The following is a 22,589-nucleotide window of genomic DNA, read 5'->3' on the forward strand; positions in this document are numbered from 1 at the left end:
TGTGAGCGCAGAAGCATTAGTGAATCAAACATCTGGCACTGCTGGTTTATCTAACCAAATGTTGCCAGTGGATCCGTTTCGATCTCTGTATGTGCATTTTGGCATGCTCCTAGGGGTCGACGATTTTCAAACTTTAGATGCCTACCATCGTGGCAAAATGTGGTATCACAATGCTTGGTTGCACGGGCAGGGCGTTGTGTGGGGCCTAGATGTGAGTTTGCCGCAAGCGGATAGTGAAGATTCTGAGCAAACCCGGTTCTTGGGAGAAGTAAAAGTTACCTCTGGTTTGGCCATGGATGCCGCAGGCCGAGAATTACTTTTAGAACAGGCTGCGTGCTTAAATTTAGCTGCCTGGTATCAAGCCAATCAAGACGAGGTTGCACTGCAACAGGTCGTCACTGTGGATGAAGAAAGCGGTGACGTGATATTTGACGCCCATGTGACCTTGGAATTTCATGGCTGTTTAAGTCGCCAAGTGCCGGCACTGAGCGAAAGCTGTGATGCAAGCAGCACCTCAACGGCTTATTCTCGGGTTGTCGAGACTGTCAAAGTGTATTTGTCACCAGGTGGGTATCAGCAGTCTGCAAGCACTGACTATTATCGCTTGAATTTACTATTTGGTTTGGTTGAGGCCAGAGAAGATGATGACGGAATCATTTTAGAAAGTGACGCGGATGTTTTGCAAGCCAAAGCACAGATACTGGCAGCTGAACCCAGCGATAAAGCTGCGCTGTGCCAACATTGGTTTAATCATTTTGCGGTGTTAGATGGCATTGATATCAGACCACAAAGTAGCGTTGGCAGTAGCCAATTTGGCAGTTTTCCTCAGCCACCACCTTGCAAAGTGCTGTTAGCAAATTTACATGGTTTAAGGTTGCATAAAGACGAACAAGGGTGGCAACTGATAGAGGGGGAAGTCGATCCATTTGTGCGGCCCTATATATTGCCTACCACAACTATTCAAGACTTATTGTGCGGTAGTTGCCATCCAACACAGGAGTCAGTCGCTAATATTTCTGCGACGCCAGAAGATGATGCTGGTGGTCCTCGAATTGATTCACAAAGCGTTGCTATGCAAGACAGCGAGTTTATCAATATGACAGTTGTTGGTTCCCCCTTAATGAAAGCCAGTGTCGACGTTAAAGGAATTAGTGTGACGGCTTTTGATACTCGAGATGGTTGGGTGAACTGCGATATCAAACGTGTTTCTTACCAAAGTACGGAAAATCGTTTGCAGATAGAACTGCGTGATGCCCCAGCTGGTGTGCTTGTGAGATTGATTGTTAAAGGGACGGGAGAGACGCCGATTTTAGGGCGTAATCGCATCCCTTTAGCAGGAGGCATCGACAGCCCTGCAGGTAGCGCTTATCAGGGCAATGATTTTATCTACATGTTTAAAACAAGGAGCGGATCATGAGTAGTCTTAAACCTTCCAATGTGAGTAGTAAAATATCGAGTAATGCCGCTGGACAGGCCAACGCTAGCGGACACAATGTTATTGACAGTTCTAGTTCACTCACTCGTTTAAATTATTTTGATGGTAAGTTTCTACGTGCTCCTGATCTGCAATTAGAACAAGCTGCATTGTTGAACCAAATACGTTTGTCCAATCAGGCAGCCGGTGGTGGTATTGTAAATGGCTTTGACTGTACCCTTGCTTCTGGCCAACAGATAGCGATCAGCGCTGGGCTCGGATATGACTGGCAAGGCAGAGCGTTGGTGTTAAGTCAGGATATCGAAGTTGGGTTAGGCCAATTGCTGGTTCAAACTCAAAATACATCCACGGCAAAGGCTAAATCCAGTGAGTTCATTAGCAGTGACTTTAAAACCTGTGAGTTGCGCAAATCCGATACAGGTTCAAACAACGTACTTGCCAATCAAGAATTGTATTTGATTGTTTTGTATCATTTAGAAGCCTACTGCGGTGAAGAAGACGTTTACGGTAAATTATGCTCGGAGGCGTGCATAAGCAGTACCCAGCGCACTCATATTGTTGAAGGCTTAAGTATTCGAGCTGTGCCCCTTACATTAACTGAAGCACTTAAAAGTTCCACTCATGTTAGCTTGGCCCAAAAACATCTTCGCTCACGTACTGTGAGTGCTTATTTCGAGCAAGAAAAGAATGCCATTTCATCACTTATCAGCCAACAAGGACTCAACGCCGCGACTTGGTGTTTGGGAGCCGAAGGATTAAGTGGCGAAGGTATCGCCATTGGCATGTTATCAAAAATTGGTGATACAGTGGTGTTCTTAGATGCTTGGGGCGTTCGCCGTGAGCGCATAGTACCTCCGGCTCAGCAATATTGGGCGGCTAGAATGGGCATGCGCAACTGGCAAATTTATCTGGCACAGATATTACAATTCCAATGTCAATTGAGGGATTGCCTAGGCAGTTTTGATCCCCTTGATCCCCCCGTTACCCATGATCCCTGTGCGGATGAAAAAGCCTTACTTAAAAGCGCCGCAGCAGACATGCAACGTTTGTTGTCTTACTACACGGACATGTCTGCAAAGCTTACCCAAATTGAAAAATTACCCAAAGCCAGTATAGAATCGCAAGTCAGTATTACCACTTTAGATGTGGATGCATTGCGGGTTAGCATCGACAGGTTGCAAGCGGTAGGAAGTAGTCAAATAAGCCAACAATTATTAATTGATTGCGGCATTGTTGAATTACCCAGTGCTGGTTATTTGCCAGTGGTAGCAGACTCTGACTTATCGATTAATCAGCAAGTTTATCAATTAATGGGCAAGGGCGTAGATTTGCGCTTTTGCGCAGTTCGCGAAGACTTTGTTCATCATGCTTTAGAGGAAGCACAACATATGCAGCGCATATGTCTGCTCTCTGGTCTGGATAATGCTGCAAATATTCAAGAGGTCGATATATTGGTTCCTGAGGGGCAGATTAACCTCTTAGAACAAGCGCAAATTCAACCTGGATTTCAAGCGCACATTGACTCATCCGATGCTGGTCTTGGCATGATGTTGCACTTAGTTGCGGATGCCTTTAAAGGCACTTTGGACAAAAATAGTATCCGTGATGAAATGGTTTTACATTCTGCTTCAAAGAGGTCTAACCTTAATGCCAGCGACACTATCTTATCTGCTCAGCAATTTGATTTTGGTAAAGACATGACCGGTGCTGCTAGAGCCGAAAATAGTGACAACAAATTAGCTTTTTATTTGGCAACCGAAAATTCTGCTTCGACCACATTTGAAGGTCAAAAAGTAAATGCAGACATGAATTTATGGGGACAGATGCAATCTGATAAAGATGTATTTTCCCTAAACTCAGGTGCTAGGGCGCAAGTGTCTGCGCGCTTTATAATGGAGATGAGCTTGCGCTACACAGGCAACGATCGCGATGTTGCTCTGGATATCATTATTGAGCTGAACATCACTGGGCAGGTGATTATCGAAACTATTTCCCAGCGCAATGAAACCAAAAAATTAAATGGCCGGTTTGTGGGCAACAGCACATTGCAATACACCACAACACTTGACGGAACACCTATAAATCAAGTGACGGGCGCTAACCTCAATGACGATATTATATTAAGTCGAGAAACCACTGAGTTCGGTTCAAATATTGTGATTAACATACCTAGCCCCTCACTTTTTGGTAACTCTGATTTAGTTGATATGACCTATTCGCAAATATGGAATGCTGCAGGTGAATGTGAAGTAGTCGGTCAAATCAGCACGGTTGTAAATGGAACGCCGACACAAGGTAACTTTTTGTCAGGTAAATTTGTACCTGATGAAAGGGTGTTAATCCCAGGTAATCTTTTTTACAACAAGTCATTGCTTGCATTAAACCAAATCGCAGGCGCTCTGAATAATCAAGGATTTGTCGAAACTGCCAGTCATCTCTTATTCCCGCCACCGGAAAAAGTTCCCAACGAACTTGTGGTTAAGGGACAATATCCGTGGGTTTTATTCCATCGAAGACGGACTAAAGCATGTGAAGGAGGATCTATTCCAGAGGTGTTTCAGGAAACGCGACTATACCAGATCTATCTTGTGGAAGTTGCCGCCGATGCGGATACAGAAAAGCTACTAGCGTCAATGGAACGGACGTTCGAAAGGACAATCGCCAATGCAAAACCTGTCGTTGATGTGCAGTTCTCAGCCAGTTCAGCGGTGATAAATACTGCTCATAAAGCCTTACAAGAAGCATGGAAGAGTGCAGTAACCAGTCAGGCGCAAGTGTTAATAGCCGCTATTGCAAGTGCTGGTGACGTGGTGAGTGAAGGGGATGCGATTGCTACTTCTCGAGTCAATAGTACTAACGCGGTACTTGATGATGTGAGCAATTTTGCCACAGGAATTCCAGTCGTGGTGAAACAAACACTACCGTCGTCTCTAAATGCCGGCGAAAGAGATGGCGCTATAGTGTATTTTGTTCAGCAACAGCAGCAACAAATAGCAACTGATTGTCATACTGTATACCATGTTCTGACGTCTAATCCTGAAGAAGTACTGATTAGGATTAACCAATTTGTATCGAAATATGTGCCGGGTTCAAATATCACCTTAGACAGTGTATTTGATAGTAACAATGATAAAAAATTAAATGTGCAGCCACTGTTTAAAAAGGGCACAGGTGATTTCATTTCAGAGCATCAAGTTGCTAACTTAAAAGATATTTGGCTGGAAGCTGGGAATTATATCATTACTCATGCTGGTGCCATTCACCCCTCAGAAGATAAGGATAACGCGCAAATTACCCGTGAGCAAACCAACACTATTGTTAACACGTTGGGAATAGCGACGGATGAGCCTGATGAAAATATGGACACGTTAACCATACCTAGAGGCATGTTTGGTGAGTGTCAAAAAGCCTCTGTACTGTTAAGTGCTACGCAGTGCCATCAAATGTATCTAGTCACATCCTCGGACTTTGATATTGAAATCATTCCCGGCCAACAAGTCGATGAAGCGCAAAGAACTGCATTAGATCAAATTCTAATTGATTTTGATACTGGGGTTGGAAGTAACCAAGCCGCTTATTATGAGCTTAATTCGTTGCAATTTTACTGGGACACTAATCAGCCTGAAGCGAGTTCTCGTCAATTGTTTATGAACAATTGGCAGTCACACTTGAGCACAAATATTGCCTTACGGGAACTTCTAAATAATGGTAGTGCAATTTCATTTTATTCCAGCATTAAACCTATTGTTGTTGCCCACGGCAATTTCGAATATAAACCGAATGTGGATCAAACTAAACGTCAGAATGAAGTTATAGCTGAGTTGCTTAACCTAAGTGACTCGCCAAATCATTCTATTATGGCGAGTCAACGCACTTCATTTCCGAGCAATTGTCCGGTGATCACCTTCGTTATAATAACGCCGAGTCTAATCATCGGTGTGGTACCGGGAGATTTAGCCCGCGTGGTTAGGTTTGACGATAATAACGAGGTAATTCGCGATGCAGCATTAGAGAAGGAAATAAAAAATTTAACTGAAAGCTCAACCCAAATAAAAACCATCGAATTAGTCAGTAAAGATGATTCAGCGGCATCGGTAAAAACCGCAGATAAGCAAGCTAGGGCGTTAAAAAAAGTATTGCAAGAAGCAGGGCTAGCAACACGAATGGCGACAATTAAAGCCCGCACGCCAACGTTAGCGGAAAAGAACATGGATAAAAAATTGTTGTTAAATCTTAATTAGTCAAAATTAGGTGAAAGCTATGCTGAAAGCTCAGTCAAGTGTTGCTAATCAGTGTGAAATATCCGCAAGACGAGCAGCAAAAAAGCCTGCTGAGGCATTTCATGCTGCCAATTCGGCTGAGCATACATCAGCGAAACAAGACGCTACTGAACGCGCAGGGGTAACGCCAATGAATCCCTTATGGGGAAGGTTGGTCAGTTCTCCCTTGCCAAGCAGCCCGATACAGCGAAAATGCGAACACTGTGAACAACAGCAAGAAGAGACATTAACACTTCAAACAAAGTTAACCGTGGGGCCGGCCAATGATGCCTATGAACAAGAGGCAGATGCGATTGCCAATCAAGTGATGAGCGGCAATCGTGGTAAGGTTAGTTATATTTCAAGGCTTCAATCTCCGCGAGCCTCTGCCAAGACTGAAAATTCAAACACGGCTCATAATGGTAACCAGCAACCCAGTCACTTAAGTTCCTATGTTAATGGCTTGAATGGCAGAGGTAATCCGTTGTCTACAGCAGAGAACCGATTTTTCTCTAGCCGCTTTAATCGCTCGTTTGATGGAGTGAGGATACATACTAATAGTGAGGCCAATCAAGCGGCAAAAGGTATAAAAGCTAAAGCATTTACCTATGCCAATCATATTGTTTTTAATCAAGGGGCTTACCAAGCCAATCAACCTAATAGTATGCATTTGTTAGCCCATGAATTGACTCATGTGGTTCAACAAAGTAAAGGGGGGAGCAGTGGATATAGCCATTCTGTACAACGTAAACCAAGTGAACAAAACTCGCCGCTAGTTGTATTGAATAACCCGCGCTTTGCAAATGACCCGCAACTCACAAAAATTGCTAATGGTCAGATTGAGGCATTAAGTAGCCAACAAAACGGTATTCATGGTGCAGTATCTAAGGTGCAAAGAGCGTTGGATGATATGGGATTCGATCTACCTTTACATCGCGTAGATGGTAGCTATGGAGATGAAACTCGTTTAGCTATCAGCCAATTCCGTTCGAGATATTTAAGTGATGATTTGGATAAGTGCGATAAGGATGCAATTATTCTTTTAGATCAGGTCGCGCCAGCTGTTGATCAGCGTCATGAGCATGTGTTTGATTACAGCAGATTGTTAGCCGACAACCGCTTAGACGTGACGGTTGCCTTTGGTCATGCAGGTGTTAATACCTCATTTGTCGATATTGATAATAAACGCAAGGATAGCGGCGAAGATAGTGGTACAGCCTCTGCTCGTATATTTCGTGACTGGCTGACAGCTCGTGGATTTGCTCTGGCTTTGTTAGGAATAAATTCAGATGAGTTTTGGGCACTACGCACTCCTATTCGCTTCCCTAAAAGTGATGGCAGTTTTGAAACAAGAGATATTCGTGTCTGGGTACACCTAATTGAACCTGGAGTAGGAGCCGCTAGTGCGTTTGGAGCTGGACTTTCATCATCGGAAATTACCCTTTATAACGGTCATGCTCGATACGGGAGCGGTCCAGATTTTGATGAAAAAGCATCTCCTTTAGAAAATTTTAGAATCGGAATTGATGCGGCTATGGCTGCTGCAGGAAGAGGCACTCGCTATCAAGAAGCCAAAAAAAATGGTGTTGAAATGGATACTGAACATGATTTAAAAGAGATGGTAGCAAGTGATCAGTTTGACCCTGATAAATATCGTGTATTGTTTTTCCAGGCGTGTACATCAATGGCTTATTTAGATGAAGTCCGCAGCGAAATCGGAAATACTGAAAATACAGATGTGATTGGTTCTCGAGTACCCACCTATTTTACCACGGACGCTGCTAAGGTTAATCCCCACGAGATTATCGATATGCTTTCCGGTATTTTAGAGGGGAAAACCGTAGAAAATATCCTCAATGCAATAGAAAAACGTCAAGAAGTATTTTATGCAAATACCAAAGGAGGCATTCCATCAAAAGGAATTTATTCTACCTCTGGTATTGGTGATAACGAAATTGTCCCCTAGAAGGTAAATAGACTAATGGAATTTCGGCAACTGTTGTTGATAAATGGTTCTATGTTAGGCTTTACTATCACGACAGCTTTCATCTGAAAACTCAAACTCTATTGTGGTGTGCGCGAGGTTAAAGGGGGCTAATTGTGCATTTAGATCGGCTTTTAAATCTTTCATTAATTGAATGCCAATTTGTTCATTTAACACTAAATGTGCTGTCATGACATGTTGCTCGCCATCTAAGGACCAAATGTGCAGGTGGTGAACATCATCAACACTACTGGGAGATAATAGAATACTTTTCACAGCATCCCTGGTTGTATTGTCTGGTGTTGCCTGCAGAAAAAGTACTAAGGTGATTTTTAAATTTTTTAATACATTGATGAGAATAAATAGCGTAAATGCAATGGATAAAATGGGATCTAAAATTGGCCAAGGTTTAAACATCAACACCACAGACACAATTAGCACGGCTACCCAGCCTAAAACGTCTTCGATTAAATGCCAGTTCAACACGCGTTCGTTTAAAGTCTCGCCGTCACTTAATTTATAAGCAGCATAACCATTCACTAAAATACCGAAAATGGCTAAAGCAAACATACCTTCTGCCTGCGGCATTTCGGGGTTACTCAGTCTTGGAATTGCTTCAAACATTATCCACACTGAACCGACAATCAGTATCAAACTATTGATCAATGCACCCAATAACGAAAAGCGTTTGAAGCCATAGGTGAAAACCTGATTTGCATCTTTCTCACCTAATTTATTCAACCACCAGGCTGTGCCAATCGCTAAACTGTCACCTAGATCATGGACCGCGTCTGCCATGATCGCGGTGCTATTGGTTAACCATCCACCAATAAACTCTATAATGGTAAAAGTGACATTTAAAAAGAATGCCCAGCCAATACGATTGGATGCCGTATGTTGGTGAGCATGCATATGAGAATGCCCGTGATGATGGCTATGTGCATGCTGGTGGCTGTTTACGTGCTGATCGCTCTTACCCATGGGGAATTCTCTGTTTCCTAATGTTGTATTTGTCGTTCAATTGCTTTTATTATTTTTTGGTTGTCAGCTGATATCGGCATAGCTTTGAATGGACTGACATTCACACCACCAGTATTGCCCGTCGGTAATAAGCCAATACGTGTTTTTGTAAAAGCGCCGATTAATCGGAATGCTTGGCCAACGATTTCCATTAAATTTAGCTTACTAAAACCTTGTTTTAGCATTAAGTAATGAACTAGACAATGTAAGTACGTGGATTTTTGTCCAATGACGTGCGCGTCTTCCAAAAAGCCAAATGCTTTTTGTTCATTTCCGTTTTTTCTCGCCTGTTCAGCTAGCGCAATTTTTTCAAGAACAAATGGTTTTGCGTGATCAGTGTAACCCATAACAATTTATTTCCATATTGATGACTGAAGCATTGCAGTGTAAAGTCTATATCTACTATAGAGTCAAGGTTTCGATGCTAAAAATGAAAATAGGTATGCTCGCTACCAAGTCTGGTTGTTCTGTTCAGACAATTCGCTTTTACGAAAAACAAGGTTTACTGAAGCAACCGTTGCGCAGTGCCAGTAACTATCGCGACTATGATACCTCTGCACTAAAACAGTTAACGTTTATTCGTCAATGTCGTTCGTTAGGTATCTCTATAAATGAAATCCAGCAATTAATTGCTTTACGGGAAGAGCCAGACAGAAGCTGTGAATCAGTCAATCAAATGGTTAACCACCACATCAATGAAGTTTCAGTACGCATTGACGAATTAACAAATTTAAAAGTCGTATTAACTGAAATTGCCTCCTCTTGTTCGGCGGGACATTCTATTGGTGAATGCGGTGTATTGAAAAAACTAGATGTATAAACTGATGGAAATCGTATACCATTTTTAAACGTGAGCCTTTGTTTAACAATTTGGGAAATTGAATGAAAAAAATTGAAGCTATAATTAAACCTTTTAAAATTGATGATGTTAGAGCTGCACTGACGGAGGTTGGTGTCACTGGCCTTACAGTCACAGAGGTAAAAGGTTATGGAAGACAAAAAGGTCACAAAGAAACCTATCGCGGCGCTGAGTACAGTGTGGATTTTTTACCTAAGGTTAAAATTGAACTAGTGGTAACTGACTCTGATGTAGAACGTTGTATCGAAGCGATTATGGAAGTGGCTGCTACCGGTAAAATTGGCGACGGTAAAATTTTTGTCACCCCAGTTGCCCAAGCCATTCGTATTCGCACCGGTGAAGAGAATGATGAGGCACTTTAAGGTCTAATTAATCGGTTTCTACTCGACTAAAAGAAAATAGATTTTAAGCTGAATATTCAGCCATGCATCCAAGTTTGTTTGTAAAGGCAAAAGCTGATGTATTGCAATTACCCATGCTAGATACCTATGAAATTTTAGCCGAGTAAAAACGCCCTTCTTTCTTCGTTTCATAGTGTGAAATGGATAAATCCTTTTATCCTCAAGATATTGCTAATCTAATTGATAAAAGTAGCCTACTGCAAGTCTGTCGTTGATTTAAATAATTTCAATGTGTTGATATCTAATTGTTTGATTATGTTGCGATTTAATGCCTGCGTTAATTAATTGTTAAATTAGATTAGGGTAATCTAATTTTCCAATAGCTAAACGCAGCTGATGTTTTCATTTTAGGTCTATAGTTTGTGTGAACTCATACAAACCTATTACAGGACTTAACAATGTTTAAACGTACTGTTCCTCTTTTTGCTGCTATTTCACTTGCCTTTCTACCGGCGGTGGCAATTCATTCAGTAACTGCCGCTGAAACTCAAAAAAATATGCATTTTTGGTGGCCCGATAAACTCAATTTGCAACCATTACGCCAACAAGATCCGCGATCAAACCCTTATGGGAATGATTTTAATTATGCAGAAGCATTCGAAACATTAGATCTTGATGCTGTAAGAAAAGACATTAAAGCTGTTTTAACAGACTCCCAACCTTGGTGGCCAGCAGACTATGGACATTATGGGCCTTTTTTCGTGCGCATGGCTTGGCATAGCACTGGGACCTATCGATTGTCTGATGGCAGAGGGGGCGGCGCAGGTGGACAACAACGATTCGAACCGCTGAATAGTTGGCCGGACAATGTAAGTTTAGACAAAGCGAGGCGCTTATTATGGCCAATTAAACAAAAATACGGACGTAAAATTTCTTGGGCTGATCTTATGGTATTAACCGGCAATGTTGCGATGGAATCAATGGGTTTCACAATTTACGGTTTTGCGGGCGGTCGCGATGATGATTGGGAGCCTGATATGGTGTTCTGGGGACCAGAAAAAAGCTGGTTAGCAGACGAGCGTTATAGTGGTGATAGAGAGCTTCAAAAGCCCCTTGCAGCAGTACAGATGGGACTTATTTATGTCAACCCAGAAGGACCTAATGGTAATCCTGATCCCTTACTTGCAGCAAAAGATATCAGAGAAACCTTTGGTCGCATGGCAATGAATGACGAGGAGACAGTGGCGCTTATTGCTGGTGGACATACATTTGGTAAAGCCCATGGAGCGCACAAACCAGAAGAATGTTTGGATGCAGAGCCGGCTGCTGCGGGCGTCGAAGAACAAGGCTTTGGTTGGAAAAACAAATGTGGCAAAGGCCATTCTGAAGACACTATCACCAGCGGTTTGGAAGGGGCATGGTCGGTCAATCCAACAGCTTGGACAAGTCAATATTTAGATAATTTATTTGCTTTCGAGTGGGTAAAAACCAAAAGTCCCGCAGGTGCGACTCAGTGGATCCCTAAAGATAATGCTGGCGCAAACTTAGTGCCGGATGCTCATGATGCTTCTAAACGTCATGCACCAATCATGTTTACCACCGACTTGTCGTTAAAATTTGACCCTATTTATCGGAAAATTGCGAAGCGTTTTCATGAAGATCCTAAAGAGTTTGAAATGGCATTTTCTAAAGCTTGGTTCAAATTGACCCACCGTGATATGGGACCGAGGTCACGATATGTTGGTGAAGATGCGCCCAAAGTCGATTTAATTTGGCAAGATCCATTGCCAGAAATGGATTACAAAGTAATTAGTGATAGGGATGTTAGAAAACTCAAAGCGGCAATACTCGATACTGATTTATCCATTGCTGATTTAGTGAGAACTGCTTGGGCCTCCGCTGCGAGTTATCGAGCAACTGATATGCGCGGTGGGGCAAACGGTTCACGTGTTCGACTTGCACCGCAAAAAGACTGGGATGTTAATAATCCACAGGAATTGGCACGGGTTTTAGCCACTTTAGAGTCAGTCCAAACAGAGTTCAATAAAAAATTGAAACGAGGTAAGAAAGTATCCTTGGCTGATGTCATTGTTTTAGGTGGTGGGGCGGCAATTGAAAAAGCGGCCGAAAATGCAGGTTTTAAAGTCGAAGTGCCATTTTACGCAGGTAGAGTCGATGCGACTCAAGCTCAAACAGACGTAGAATCCTTTACGGTTCTTGAGTCAACTGCAGACGGCTTTAGAAACTATTACGCAAAAGGTGCAGCTTATTCACCGGCAGTGATGTTAGTAGATAGAGCCAATACATTAAATCTAACGGTGCCTGAAATGACAGTGTTGGTGGGGGGCATGCGAACCTTAGGTGCCAATGCCGACCTAAGTAAACACGGTGTGCTTACTGACAATACTGATAGTTTGAATAATGATTTTTTCGTGAATCTATTAGATATGTCTACCAAGTGGGCGAAGTCTAAAGACCAAGCGGGATTGTATGAAGGCAGAGATTGGGCGTCAGGTGAACTAAAGTGGACGGCAACACCTGTTGATCTGGTGTTTGGTTCTAATTCAGAGTTACGTGCCGTGTCTGAAGCCTATGCTTCTGATGATGCTAAACAGCAATTTGTAGACGATTTTGTTAAGGCTTGGTCAAAGGTGATGACTGCCGATCGCTTTGACATCCAATAGGCGATTAACAAACTAGCATAAAGTAACGGCAACCAATACGTTTGCCGTTTTTACTAGGCTACTGTTTATTTGCGTTTTAGTGAAATAGGAGCGCTAGTTATATGCGCCGCTAGAGTAAATTAATTCGTAGCTGTGGCTGTAAATTTCTAGAATATTTCCGAACGGGTCTTCCATATAGATCATCCGGTATGGCTTTTCACCAGGGTAGTAGTAACGTGGTTTAGGCATGCGTTTCTTGCCACCTGCGGCAACAATTTTATCGGCTAATCCTTCTACATCTGGGTCTTGAACACAAAAATGGAATATACCCGTTTTCCAGTATTCAAAGTTATTATCTGGGTTTTGTTGATCTTTAAATTCAAAAATCTCCACACCTACTCGGTCACCCGTGGACAAGTGGGCTATTTTGAAGCTCTTCCATCCCGCACCAAAAACATCCGTACACATTTCGCCGATAGGACTAGTGTCTTCTAATATTTCTGTTGGCTCCATAATCAGATACCACCCTAAAGTTTGGGTATAAAACTCGACGGCCTTTTCCAGATCTGGAACGGAAATTCCTATATGAGAGAAGGAACGTGGATATTGTTTGTTAGGTATCATTGGTGATGACTCCGTAGTTAGTTTTAATATGGGATTCATACTACAAAGTATTTTTGATTGTGTTAAATTATCAATAATTATTATTTTGATAACAAAAAATTATGATTTTAAATCCTGTTTGGTTAAACACGTTTAAAACTTTATTTGAAAACCGTCATTTCACTCGCACTGCTGAGATTTTGCACATGACTCAGCCAGGTGTGAGTCAACATATCAATAAGTTAGAACAAGCCTGCGGTTATCAGTTGATTAAAAGGCAGAAAAAATCTTTTGATGTAACCTTATCAGGCGAATTGTTATACAAATATATTCTCACCGCCCAACAACAAGAATCTCACTTGCTCGAGAATCTAGGGGCTAATGAAAAGACATCTGGCAAATGCGCGCTTTCTTGTTCAGGCTCGTTAGCTACCTTACTTTATGCGGGGTTTATTGAGTTACAAACACAATACGAAAATTTAGTCATTCATTTAGAAGCGGCACCTAATAATCGTATATTAGAGCAAATTAGCCAAGGCCAAACCGATTTAGGTATTGTTACTGAGAAACCTGACCCATTGCTTTTTTCAAGTGAAGTCATTGGTAGGGAAGAGTTGGTCTTGGTTTTTCCAAGCTCTAAAACAGTAGACGTGGATAATTTGGCTTCTGAGGTAATGGAATTGGGTTTAATTCGTCATCCAGATATTGACCACTATTTGCGTTTGTATCTAGCTCATTGTGATGAAGCGGTTCTGAGCAATTTAGATGTACGTAAAATAAAAACCAAAGGTTACGTGAATCAAATACATCAAATTTTGCTGCCCATTTCCCAAGGCCTTGGGTTCACTGTTTTGCCACGCAGCACAGTGGATAACTTTGAATCGGCAGAACGATTGAAAATACTGGATATCGATAATGTTGTCGCTGAAACCTTATATTTAGTTAAAAAACACAACCGTGATATGCCTGCCAGGTTTGACATGATTAAAACACAAATTAAAAAATCACTTAATTAAGCCTCACAAAGTTAAGTGTTTTTTACGCCTGTTAAATAGTAAATGGCCGTGGTTTATAGATAATTTAAATTGTATAAAAAATTTCACATTTTTTGTTCTCATATTGACTAGGATCAATACTAATTTGATAAAAAACTGCTTTAATTATAACTAGGACAGGGTTTCGTCCTATTACATTTAAATGTGAGGTAAACCATGTCGATGACGCAGCAATTAAATATAAATCAAGTGCTCGATGACACCTATGTTGTCCTCTTAGCGGGCGGCCAAGGCAGTCGATTACACGAGTTGACGCAATCAAGAGCCAAACCTGCGTTGGAATTCGGTTGTAACCATCGAATTATTGATTTTCCCCTTTCCAACTGTGCCAATTCGGGACTGAAAAAAATTGGTGTAGTGACTCAATATAAAGCACAAAGTCTGATACGTCATTTGGTGAATGGTTGGGCTAACTATCAACGGGGTTTTAACACTTTCTTAGAGATTATGCCCGCGTCACAGCAAATTAATGCCGACTGGTATACTGGTACTGCTAACGCACTTTATCAAAAATTAGAATTTTTGAAGTCTACCAAAGCAAAATTCATCTTGGTGTTATCAGGCGATCATATCTACAAAATGGATTATCGTACATTACTGACCGAGCATGTTCGTTCAAAGGCTGATATGACAGTGTCATGTATTGAAGTGTCTAAAAATGAAGCTGCAGGTCAATTTGGAGTGATGAACGTCGACAGCAAAGATAGAGTAACCTCATTCGAAGAAAAACCTAGCAATCCACCAAGTTTACAAGACTCCCCTGGTAAGGTGCTAGCCTCCATGGGCAACTATGTATTTAATACTGATTTTCTTGTTCAACAGTTGGAAAAAGATGCTAAGGACCTTGCGTCAAATCACGATTTTGGTAAGGATATTATTCCCAATATTATTCAACAATTTCATATACAAGCATTTCGCTTTCATGCAAACGACGGTGACACAACCGCCTATTGGAAGGATGTTGGAACGATTGACGCTTATTGGCAAGCTAATATGGCGTTATTGGCGGCTAATCCTGCGGCAAAAGTGAATGATGTTAACTGGCCTATTTGGAGTAACCCTAGTTGTAATGCGCCTACGCAGATAATCAGTGATGAACTTGGACGTTCAGCTAGAATAAAAAATTCACTATTGGCAAATGGCACAACGCTTCAAGTTTGTAGCATAAGTGGCTCTTTGTTGTGCAGTAATGTAACTGTTGATGAAGGTGCGAATGTGATCGATGCGGTTATTTTACCAAATGTTAAAATAGGCAAAAACGCGGTGTTAACTCGTTGCATAATTGATAATGATTGCCATATTCCTGCGGGTCTGAAAATAGGCCTAAATATGCAAGAGGATAGAAAACGTGGCTTTCGTATAAGTGCAAAAGGTATTAGGCTAGTAAATCAGAGTATGATTGATAAATTAGCCTATGTGCAACAGCAGCCTAATCTTTATCAATCTAGTGAAAAAAGTGCAGCCGAAACTGATAGAGCGGCTAATATGTTGCCGCCTTTAGTTGAACGAGAAAAAGAAAATACTCACATCTCAACATTTTGAATAAAATTGTGAGACTTTTCGATGGTCATTTGGGACCATTGAATGGAGATTTTAATAGGAGGAGCCATGCTCAAAACTATCCCTACTTTATTGCAGGAAGCGCGACAGAATGTGCGCATGTTAACCGCTGAAGAAGCGAATGCGGAAAAAAAGCAAAATAATGGAATCATTATCGATGTGCGTGAACCCGCTGAATTCGAAGCTGGATCAGCCAGTGGGGCCATTAATGTTCCTAGAGGACTGCTAGAAGTAAAAATGTTAGAGCTTGAGAAAGACCCCAAACGTCCTATTTATTTGCATTGTGCGTCTTCGCTACGGGCTGCGCTTGGAGCTGAGCAGTTGGCAAGAGTCGGTTATGAAAATGTCAGTGTCATTACGTGTTCATTGGATGAAATTAAAAAAGTTTGTTGCTAACTAGGTTTTTTATCTACCTCAGCACACATTTTCAAAGGTTATAAAAATGAGAGTGTGTGTGAGGGTAAGTTAATGTTTATCCCTCACATTCGTAAGCAAATCATTTAAATTCTATCGCAAATTATGCAATTGTGAATCGTACTTATCTGTAGCTTATAGGTTTGCTATCGCTCGGTCATTGTTCTGGCTGTAGCTTCAGATTCGAATACTTCATCAGTCCCCATGTCCATTGATTGATCTTTCAAGCGCGTTGCAAAATAAGCTGCAATCAACATACAAATACCACACAATACCAGCGCATTGCGCGGATCACTTTGTAATAATGAGTCATAAAAAAGGCCCACAGTGAACATGCTGAATATTTGCGGTAAACAGATAAAGGCATTAACTAGTCCCATGTATACACCGATTTGTTTAGCTGGAACAGAATCTGTGACAATAATGAAAGGCATGGTCATGATGCCTGCCCATCCCATCCCTACCAATACCATTGCTGCATAAATTAAATATAAGTTGGTGGTAAAAAGCATTGAGACAAAACCGATTCCTGCCAATCCTAACAACAACGCATAAGTATTTTTCTTACCTAACTTGTGCACAATGGATGGGACTAAGAATGACATACACAAAGTGGTAATGTTCATTACGGTTAATGCAACACCGCCTCTGGCGACACCTTCTGCAAAAAGTTCAGATTCAGGGCCTGGCGCATTGAAGCTATGGCGTGCAATAGACAATCCAAGATATTGCCACATTAAGGGTAAGCCATACCAAGAAAAGAATTTAACCCACCATAGATTTTTAACTTCTTTAGGCATTGTTTTGACTGCGCTGACAATATCCTTAACAGCGCTGAGCATGACATTCTTATTTTTACGTTCGGCTAAAATTTGCTGTAGATTTTCAGGAGGATCTTCTTTAGTGGTGATGGCTGTCCAGGTCATAGTGGTAAGCATGGCAATTACACCAATCACAAAAGAATATTTCACCACGTCAGGAATTGAATTGACTGCGCCTTCTTCAGAGATACCTGAAACCCCAACCGCCAGCATTATCAATGGCATTAATCCGGCAAGTATTTGACCGGCCGCCACCATAAAAGTCTGAACCGCATAACCTACAGTACGCTGGGGAGTGTTGAGTTTATCTCCCACCAGGGCACGATAGGGCTCCATAGCTGTATTCATACCTGCATCTAAAATCCAAAACAAGCCAACCGCCATCCAGAGATAGGGCACGTAAGGCATGAACATAACCGCAATACTGCCTACCAATGCGCCGATTAAAAAGAACGGCTTACGTCGACCAAAACGTGTCCAAGTACCATCACTTAGCGCGCCGATTAACGGTTGAATTAGCAATCCGGTAATTGGCCCAGCTAACCATAATATAGGTAATTCCGATTCCACAGCGCCGTGATATCGAAAAATAGGGCTTAAATTGGCCTGCTGTAAACCAAAACCATATTGAATGCCTAAGAACCCGAAGCTCATGTTCCATATTTGCCAAAAGGACAAGGTTGGTTTTTGTTTACTGTATTGCGACATAAGGTTCTCTTTCGATTCTAAAAACAACCGCAAATTAGCGGCTGATTGATGTTTGTTAATGTTTTGTTAGTTTAATCTTAATGGTTTAAGAGTTTGAATTCCAGCATTTATTAACTGGAAATTTACAAGTGAATAGGGTTAAACCCGGCACTTTCTAATCTAATTCCGACGATTTAGCGGCTGTTATCGAGCAAACCGTTCTTCTTTGGTTAGATTTAGCGGTCGATTTTTCACTAACTTAATGCTTAAGATAGTGAAACTAATTGTATGTCGAACATAGGTAAAGACATGATTGCGCTCAATTTAGCGATTTAATTGTTTTTCTTTTGAATAAAAACAATTGAAAAAATGGATTAAAGTAGCTTTAATCTGAATAACCTTTAAGATTGTTAAGGATTTATTAAGATACTTCTTAAATTTAAGATATCGATTAAGAAGCTGTCTAATTAAACATTGTCGATAATTTGGTGTGGGTCGTTTGCAAGGGGAAAGTTAAGTGGGAAGAGCAAAAAAGTTGAATCTTAAGCAAGTTGCTGAGGCGTTGGGCGTATCAACCGCGACTGTTTCCAATGCATTTAACCGACCAGATCAATTATCAGCAAAATTGCGCGAGCGCATTCTACTTGAAGCCGCTGATTTGGGCTACCATGGCCCCAATTTAGCCGCTCGTACTTTGCGTCGAGGCGAATCAGACGTGATAGGTGTAATGCTGCTCGATTCACTTAAATACAGTCTGTCAGATCCCGTGGCCAATCAACTCTTGCAGGGGATTGCGGAAGTCTTAGTGGAACGCAATAAACATATGTTGCTGCTATCTAGTCATGCTGATGCGGATCAACAGCGAGGGGCTGAATCTTTACCTGATGGTTTCATTTTGTATGGTGCTATCGATCCACGTTCTTTTGAGTTTATTCTAAAAACGGGTAAACCTGTGGTGGTTGTTGATTCTGAATATAAAGAGACGGCATCTGTTAATATCGACAACCAAAATGGCGCATTCACAATTGCTGAATATGCTATTCGAGATGAAAACGAGCGAGTCGCTATTTTAGGACTTCGTTTAATTGATACTGACAGAGTATGTCGCCTCACCGAGGCCGATCTAAATGAAGACTCACAAGAAGTATCCCATGCCAGATTAGCCGGTTACCGAAAAGCAGCAGAGAAAATAAACTGCCATATTGCAGCGGCTTCAATGTGGCATATTCCTATTAATGATGCTGAGTTGGCAGAAATTGCTGCCCGTGAAGCGTTAACGATGAACCCACGTCCGACGGTATTGTTGTGTATGAGTGATATTATCGCTTTGGCTGCAATTCGTGTTGCTAGGGAATTGAATATTAAGGTGCCAGACGAGCTCAGTATTACGGGGTTTGATGATATCCCTGAGTCTGCTAGATCAGAACCTGCATTAACCACAGTGTGTCAACAGAGTATCGAAAAAGGCCGAGTGGCGGCTACTTTGCTATTGGATGGCAAAACCAATGAAAATGTGGTGTTAGAAACCAAATTGGTGGTCAGAGGCAGCTGCAAACCGAGCTAACTTAGCATATAAATTGGCTCGGCAAGGTAGTTTGCCGAGCAACTGTTAATGATTTACTAGTGACAATTCCTAGTACAACAAAAAGACTGCTATTTGGCGGTCAACCACATCACTTGATAGCCTGCGAGTTGAATGCCATTTTGAGCATGGCTTAAGGTGTTTTTAGAAATATGATCTTGATATTTACTGCCGTCAAGCTGCTGTAAAATTTCTGAGTCGATTAGCTGCGGATGCTCACTGAAATTGTTAATAGCTAGCAAAACCTCGCCTTCATCAGAGTATCGTGTGTAAGCAAACACATGTGGGTTTTGATTGTCTAATATTTGAGTATTTGCATCCCCTAATACCGGTAAGTTTTTGCGTAATGCAATTAAATTTTGCAGTTCTTTGGATACTGTATAAGACGTTGACTTAGGATTTTGCGAGTCGTTTATTGCCTGCTCAGTAAGTGCAATACGGTTGACCCATCGTGCATCATGCAATTTACTCTCATCAAGGCGATAACTGTAATCATTTAATAAGCCAATTTCATCCCCTGAGTAAAGCAATGGAATACCACCAATTGACAAGATAACTGCATTGATTAATTGAATTCGGGCAAGCGCATTTTGAATCAGTTCCTGATCGTTGAGTTCGATACCTTGCTCTAAACCTGCCAATGATGCCATTGAACCACAGACTCTGCAGTCTCCGGTGCTTGGGTTCTCGCCAAATGCGACTCCTTTGGCGAAACTACCGTCGAATCGTCCGGTGTAAAATTGGTTTAAAAATTGTCTATGATTGTGACCATCAATTCCTAAATGTTCAGCCACTTTGTCATCAAAAGTCCAACCAATATCATCATGACAGCGCACATAATTTACCCAACTACATTTGGGTGAAATACTGAAACTCTTTTGCATTGACTGGGTCAGTAAATTGGTCTTGCGCGTGGCAAGGCTATTCCACAATAACGCCATTAACAAAGGATTATAAGACAACTGACATTCTTCAGGATCAATGTACTTGAGCACTTCGTCTGGGTGCACAATTGCTTCAGATTTAAACACCACCGCTGGCGCTGATATTTGCAAACAGCTATTGAAAGCTTGAATTAATTTGTGTGCTTTATCTTGATTTTCACAGGTTGTGCCCATTTCTTTCCAAATGAAGGCGAGGGCATCTAAACGCAATGCTTCGCAACCTAAGTTGGCAAGAAATAACATTTCTGAGGTTATCCCATTAAAAACCGCAGGATTGGAGTAATTTAGATCCCATTGGAAATTATTGAAAGTAGTCCATACCCATTTCTGCGCATCTTCATTCCAGGTGTAGTTACCGCGTCGAACCTGAGGAAAGATTTCTCGTAAATTATGTTCGTACTGGTCGGGAATTGTGCGGTCATCGAACATATAATAAAAATCTTGGAATTCAGGATCACCTTGTTTCGCCGCCAACGCCCATTTGTGTTCATCTGACGTATGGTTAAACACAAAATCCAATACTAAGCTTATACCTTCTTTATTCAAGGCCTTTGCCAGTGCGATTAAATCTTTAGTGGTGCCTAACTTCTGATTAACTTTGCGATAATCGGATACAGCGTAGCCACCGTCACTATCCCCTTTTGGAGAATCATATAGCGGCATCAAGTGAAGGTAGGTTATCCCTAATGATTTTAGATAGGGTATTTTTGCTTGTAAATCTTGAAGGTCTTGAGCAAATAAGTCTACGTAGCACGCCATGCCAAGCATATTTTCATTTTTATACCACAATGGATCTGCAAGACGTTGTTTGTCTTTTTGTTTTAACGCCCTAGAGCGTTCGCCAAAGCCTTTAGCAAGGCAAACTATAAGCTCTTGAAGATAATAGAAAACGTCATAACGATGGCCATAAGTTTCTAGAAAAAGCGTAAATAATTTGGGAAAGTGATTGTGCAATCGTTGCTCAAATAATTGTTGGTCAGCTTTGCTCATCGAAGTCAGATCAATACTGTCTAAGATTCGTTTTAACGAGCGTTTACTCTCAATTTCTAGGTTCATAAATTACCCTGATAAGATATCTTTCTAATTCGATTAAGATTTTATTTTATTGATGATACAGCGTGATAAAAGCATTATCAATAACAAATAAATAACATTTGTTAAGAATTTAATGGATTTAACTTAAACGTTACAGTAAAGTTGCTTAAATTGCGTTTGTGAACTAACTAAACAGTTATTTGCAAAGGTCTGATACGAAAATCAAGCTAGGGCTTAAATTAACCCGATAGCTTAATCATAGAGTCATAATTTAAGTGGCGCTGTAGCGGGATTAGGTCGTAAGTCAGAGGTTAACATTTACTGGTTTAGCTAGGTTTTAACAACATGAGTTAATAAAATTGAGATTTAGAAAATGAATACATATTTTGCAGCGATAGAAGGTGGCGGTACTAAATTCAACTGTGCAATTATCGATAAAGAACGGAAAGTTTTGGTCAGTAGACGCATCGATACTCGCACTCCGGAATACACTATTGGTGAAACGATTACATTCTTTAAACAGCAACAAGAAGCAGGTTATCACTTTAGCCAGCTCGGCTTGGCCAGTTTTGGTCCGATAGATCTTCAACCTCAATCAAAGACTTATGGATATATTACTAAAACCCCAAAACCGTCATGGTCGAACACGCCAATAGTCGGGCAACTGCAAAGCGCTTTAAACTGTAACGTGGTTATTGACACTGATGTGAATGCCGCGGCGCTTGCTGAATGTAAATGGGGTGCGGCAAAACATACATCTGTTTCTGTCTACGTGACCGTTGGCACTGGTGTTGGTGTCGGTATTGTTATCAACGGAGAAACCTTAAAAGGTTTGGTGCATCCTGAGTTGGGCCATATGCTAATTCCTGCGCCAGAGGGAATTAAAGGTGTCTGTCCTTTTCATGGGAATTGTGTTGAAGGGCTGGCTTCAGGCAAGGCGATGAGTGATATTTGGGGCACGCCTGCGGAAACTTTGGCTGATGATCACCGAGCCTGGGACGTGCAAGGGCAAGTGTTGGCAAAGTTAGCCCACAACCTTACGATTAGTTACAGTCCAGAACGAATTATTTTTGGTGGTGGCGTAATGGCCAAACCAGGTTTATTAGATAGAGTGATTAAATACACTGAAGAATCTTTAAGTGGATATGTGGTTTTTCCTAAAGAAATCGATTTACAGCATATTATTCAACGTCCAGGATTAGGTGAGTTTTCGGGGTTATTCGGTGCTTTAGCGCTTGTGATCGATAAGGGATAGTGGCGGGACTGGATTAAATTGAAAAATGTGAACACTTTCAACAAATAAGCATTTGTTTCTATCCGGCTGTCG

16 protein-coding genes are annotated in these 22,589 nt (G+C 41.4%); 11 read left to right on the forward strand and 5 right to left on the reverse strand.

The annotated features are described in order from the left end of the window. Position 1: 1 nt before the first annotated feature. Genes VUI23_RS07805 through VUI23_RS07815 form a run of 3 tightly spaced genes read left to right on the forward strand, consistent with a single transcriptional unit; the run spans position 2 to position 7,660 of the window. Positions 2 to 1,417, forward strand: coding sequence for a hypothetical protein (locus tag VUI23_RS07805; protein ID WP_342807652.1), 1,416 nt, complete (start codon positions 2 to 4; stop codon positions 1,415 to 1,417). Further along, entirely contained in the window at positions 1,414 to 5,676 is a 4,263-nt protein-coding gene (locus VUI23_RS07810; RefSeq protein WP_342807654.1) for a hypothetical protein, read from the forward strand. The genes VUI23_RS07805 and VUI23_RS07810 overlap by 4 nt, the downstream gene beginning before the upstream one ends. A 19-nt stretch (positions 5,677 to 5,695) precedes the next feature. Continuing rightward, positions 5,696 to 7,660 (forward strand): DUF4157 domain-containing protein, encoded by a 1,965-nt coding sequence (locus VUI23_RS07815; RefSeq protein WP_342807656.1) that lies wholly within the window; start codon positions 5,696 to 5,698, stop codon positions 7,658 to 7,660. Between the two features lie 54 nt (positions 7,661 to 7,714). Here the strand turns inward: VUI23_RS07815 and VUI23_RS07820 are convergent, their stop codons facing one another. Together VUI23_RS07820 and VUI23_RS07825 are read right to left on the reverse strand one after the other, a co-directional pair. Then, on the reverse strand, positions 7,715 to 8,659 hold the full coding sequence (locus VUI23_RS07820; protein WP_342807658.1) for a cation diffusion facilitator family transporter: 945 nt from the start codon (positions 8,657 to 8,659) through the stop codon (positions 7,715 to 7,717). A 17-nt stretch (positions 8,660 to 8,676) separates the two neighbouring features. Next, complete coding sequence (locus VUI23_RS07825; RefSeq protein ID WP_216046980.1) at positions 8,677 to 9,045, reverse strand: DUF3703 domain-containing protein; 369 nt, start codon at positions 9,043 to 9,045, stop codon at positions 8,677 to 8,679. Positions 9,046 to 9,128: 83 nt separating this feature from the next. Here VUI23_RS07825 and VUI23_RS07830 point away from each other — a divergent pair, with 83 nt between their 5' ends. The 3 genes from VUI23_RS07830 (at position 9,129) to katG (ending at position 12,582) form a co-directional block, all read left to right on the forward strand. After that, on the forward strand, positions 9,129 to 9,518 hold the full coding sequence (locus VUI23_RS07830) for a Cd(II)/Pb(II)-responsive transcriptional regulator (protein WP_216047043.1): 390 nt from the start codon (positions 9,129 to 9,131) through the stop codon (positions 9,516 to 9,518). 62 nt (positions 9,519 to 9,580) lie between these two features. Further along, positions 9,581 to 9,919, forward strand: coding sequence for a P-II family nitrogen regulator (locus VUI23_RS07835; protein WP_216046979.1), 339 nt, complete (start codon positions 9,581 to 9,583; stop codon positions 9,917 to 9,919). A gap of 437 nt (positions 9,920 to 10,356) precedes the next feature. After that, a complete protein-coding gene (katG, locus tag VUI23_RS07840; RefSeq protein ID WP_342807660.1) occupies positions 10,357 to 12,582 on the forward strand; it encodes a catalase/peroxidase HPI in 2,226 nt (741 codons plus the stop codon). Between the two features lie 93 nt (positions 12,583 to 12,675). On the opposite strand, the gene VUI23_RS07845 is transcribed toward katG, so the two are convergent. Next, on the reverse strand, positions 12,676 to 13,185 hold the full coding sequence (locus VUI23_RS07845; protein WP_342807662.1) for a lactoylglutathione lyase family protein: 510 nt from the start codon (positions 13,183 to 13,185) through the stop codon (positions 12,676 to 12,678). A 101-nt stretch (positions 13,186 to 13,286) separates the two neighbouring features. Between VUI23_RS07845 and VUI23_RS07850 the strand changes: the two genes are divergently transcribed. The 3 genes from VUI23_RS07850 to VUI23_RS07860 all read left to right on the forward strand — a co-directional run bounded on the left by VUI23_RS07850 (position 13,287) and on the right by VUI23_RS07860 (position 16,175). Continuing rightward, complete coding sequence (locus tag VUI23_RS07850; protein WP_342807664.1) at positions 13,287 to 14,180, forward strand: LysR family transcriptional regulator; 894 nt, start codon at positions 13,287 to 13,289, stop codon at positions 14,178 to 14,180. Positions 14,181 to 14,381: 201 nt separating this feature from the next. Continuing rightward, the gene (gene glgC / locus VUI23_RS07855) at positions 14,382 to 15,761 is read left to right on the forward strand and encodes a glucose-1-phosphate adenylyltransferase (protein ID WP_342807666.1); all 1,380 of its coding nucleotides are present in this window, start codon (positions 14,382 to 14,384) and stop codon (positions 15,759 to 15,761) included. A gap of 66 nt (positions 15,762 to 15,827) precedes the next feature. Beyond that, positions 15,828 to 16,175 (forward strand): rhodanese-like domain-containing protein, encoded by a 348-nt coding sequence (locus VUI23_RS07860; protein ID WP_216049493.1) that lies wholly within the window; start codon positions 15,828 to 15,830, stop codon positions 16,173 to 16,175. A gap of 164 nt (positions 16,176 to 16,339) precedes the next feature. On the opposite strand, the gene VUI23_RS07865 is transcribed toward VUI23_RS07860, so the two are convergent. Further along, a complete protein-coding gene (locus VUI23_RS07865; protein WP_216049494.1) occupies positions 16,340 to 17,722 on the reverse strand; it encodes an MFS transporter in 1,383 nt (460 codons plus the stop codon). Between the two features lie 496 nt (positions 17,723 to 18,218). Between VUI23_RS07865 and VUI23_RS07870 the strand changes: the two genes are divergently transcribed. Continuing rightward, positions 18,219 to 19,265 carry a LacI family DNA-binding transcriptional regulator gene (locus VUI23_RS07870; protein ID WP_342807668.1) on the forward strand — a complete coding sequence of 349 codons (1,047 nt, stop codon included), beginning with the start codon at positions 18,219 to 18,221 and terminating at the stop codon, positions 19,263 to 19,265. Positions 19,266 to 19,354: 89 nt separating this feature from the next. Here VUI23_RS07870 and VUI23_RS07875 read toward each other — a convergent pair whose 3' ends face one another. Beyond that, a complete protein-coding gene (locus tag VUI23_RS07875; protein ID WP_342807670.1) occupies positions 19,355 to 21,283 on the reverse strand; it encodes an amylosucrase in 1,929 nt (642 codons plus the stop codon). Positions 21,284 to 21,635: 352 nt separating this feature from the next. Here VUI23_RS07875 and VUI23_RS07880 point away from each other — a divergent pair, with 352 nt between their 5' ends. Further along, positions 21,636 to 22,517 carry an ROK family protein gene (locus tag VUI23_RS07880; protein ID WP_342807672.1) on the forward strand — a complete coding sequence of 294 codons (882 nt, stop codon included), beginning with the start codon at positions 21,636 to 21,638 and terminating at the stop codon, positions 22,515 to 22,517. Positions 22,518 to 22,589: the final 72 nt, after the last annotated feature.

The organism is Alteromonas sp. M12 (genome assembly GCF_037478005.1).
GTDB lineage: Bacteria > Pseudomonadota > Gammaproteobacteria > Enterobacterales > Alteromonadaceae > Aliiglaciecola > Aliiglaciecola lipolytica_A.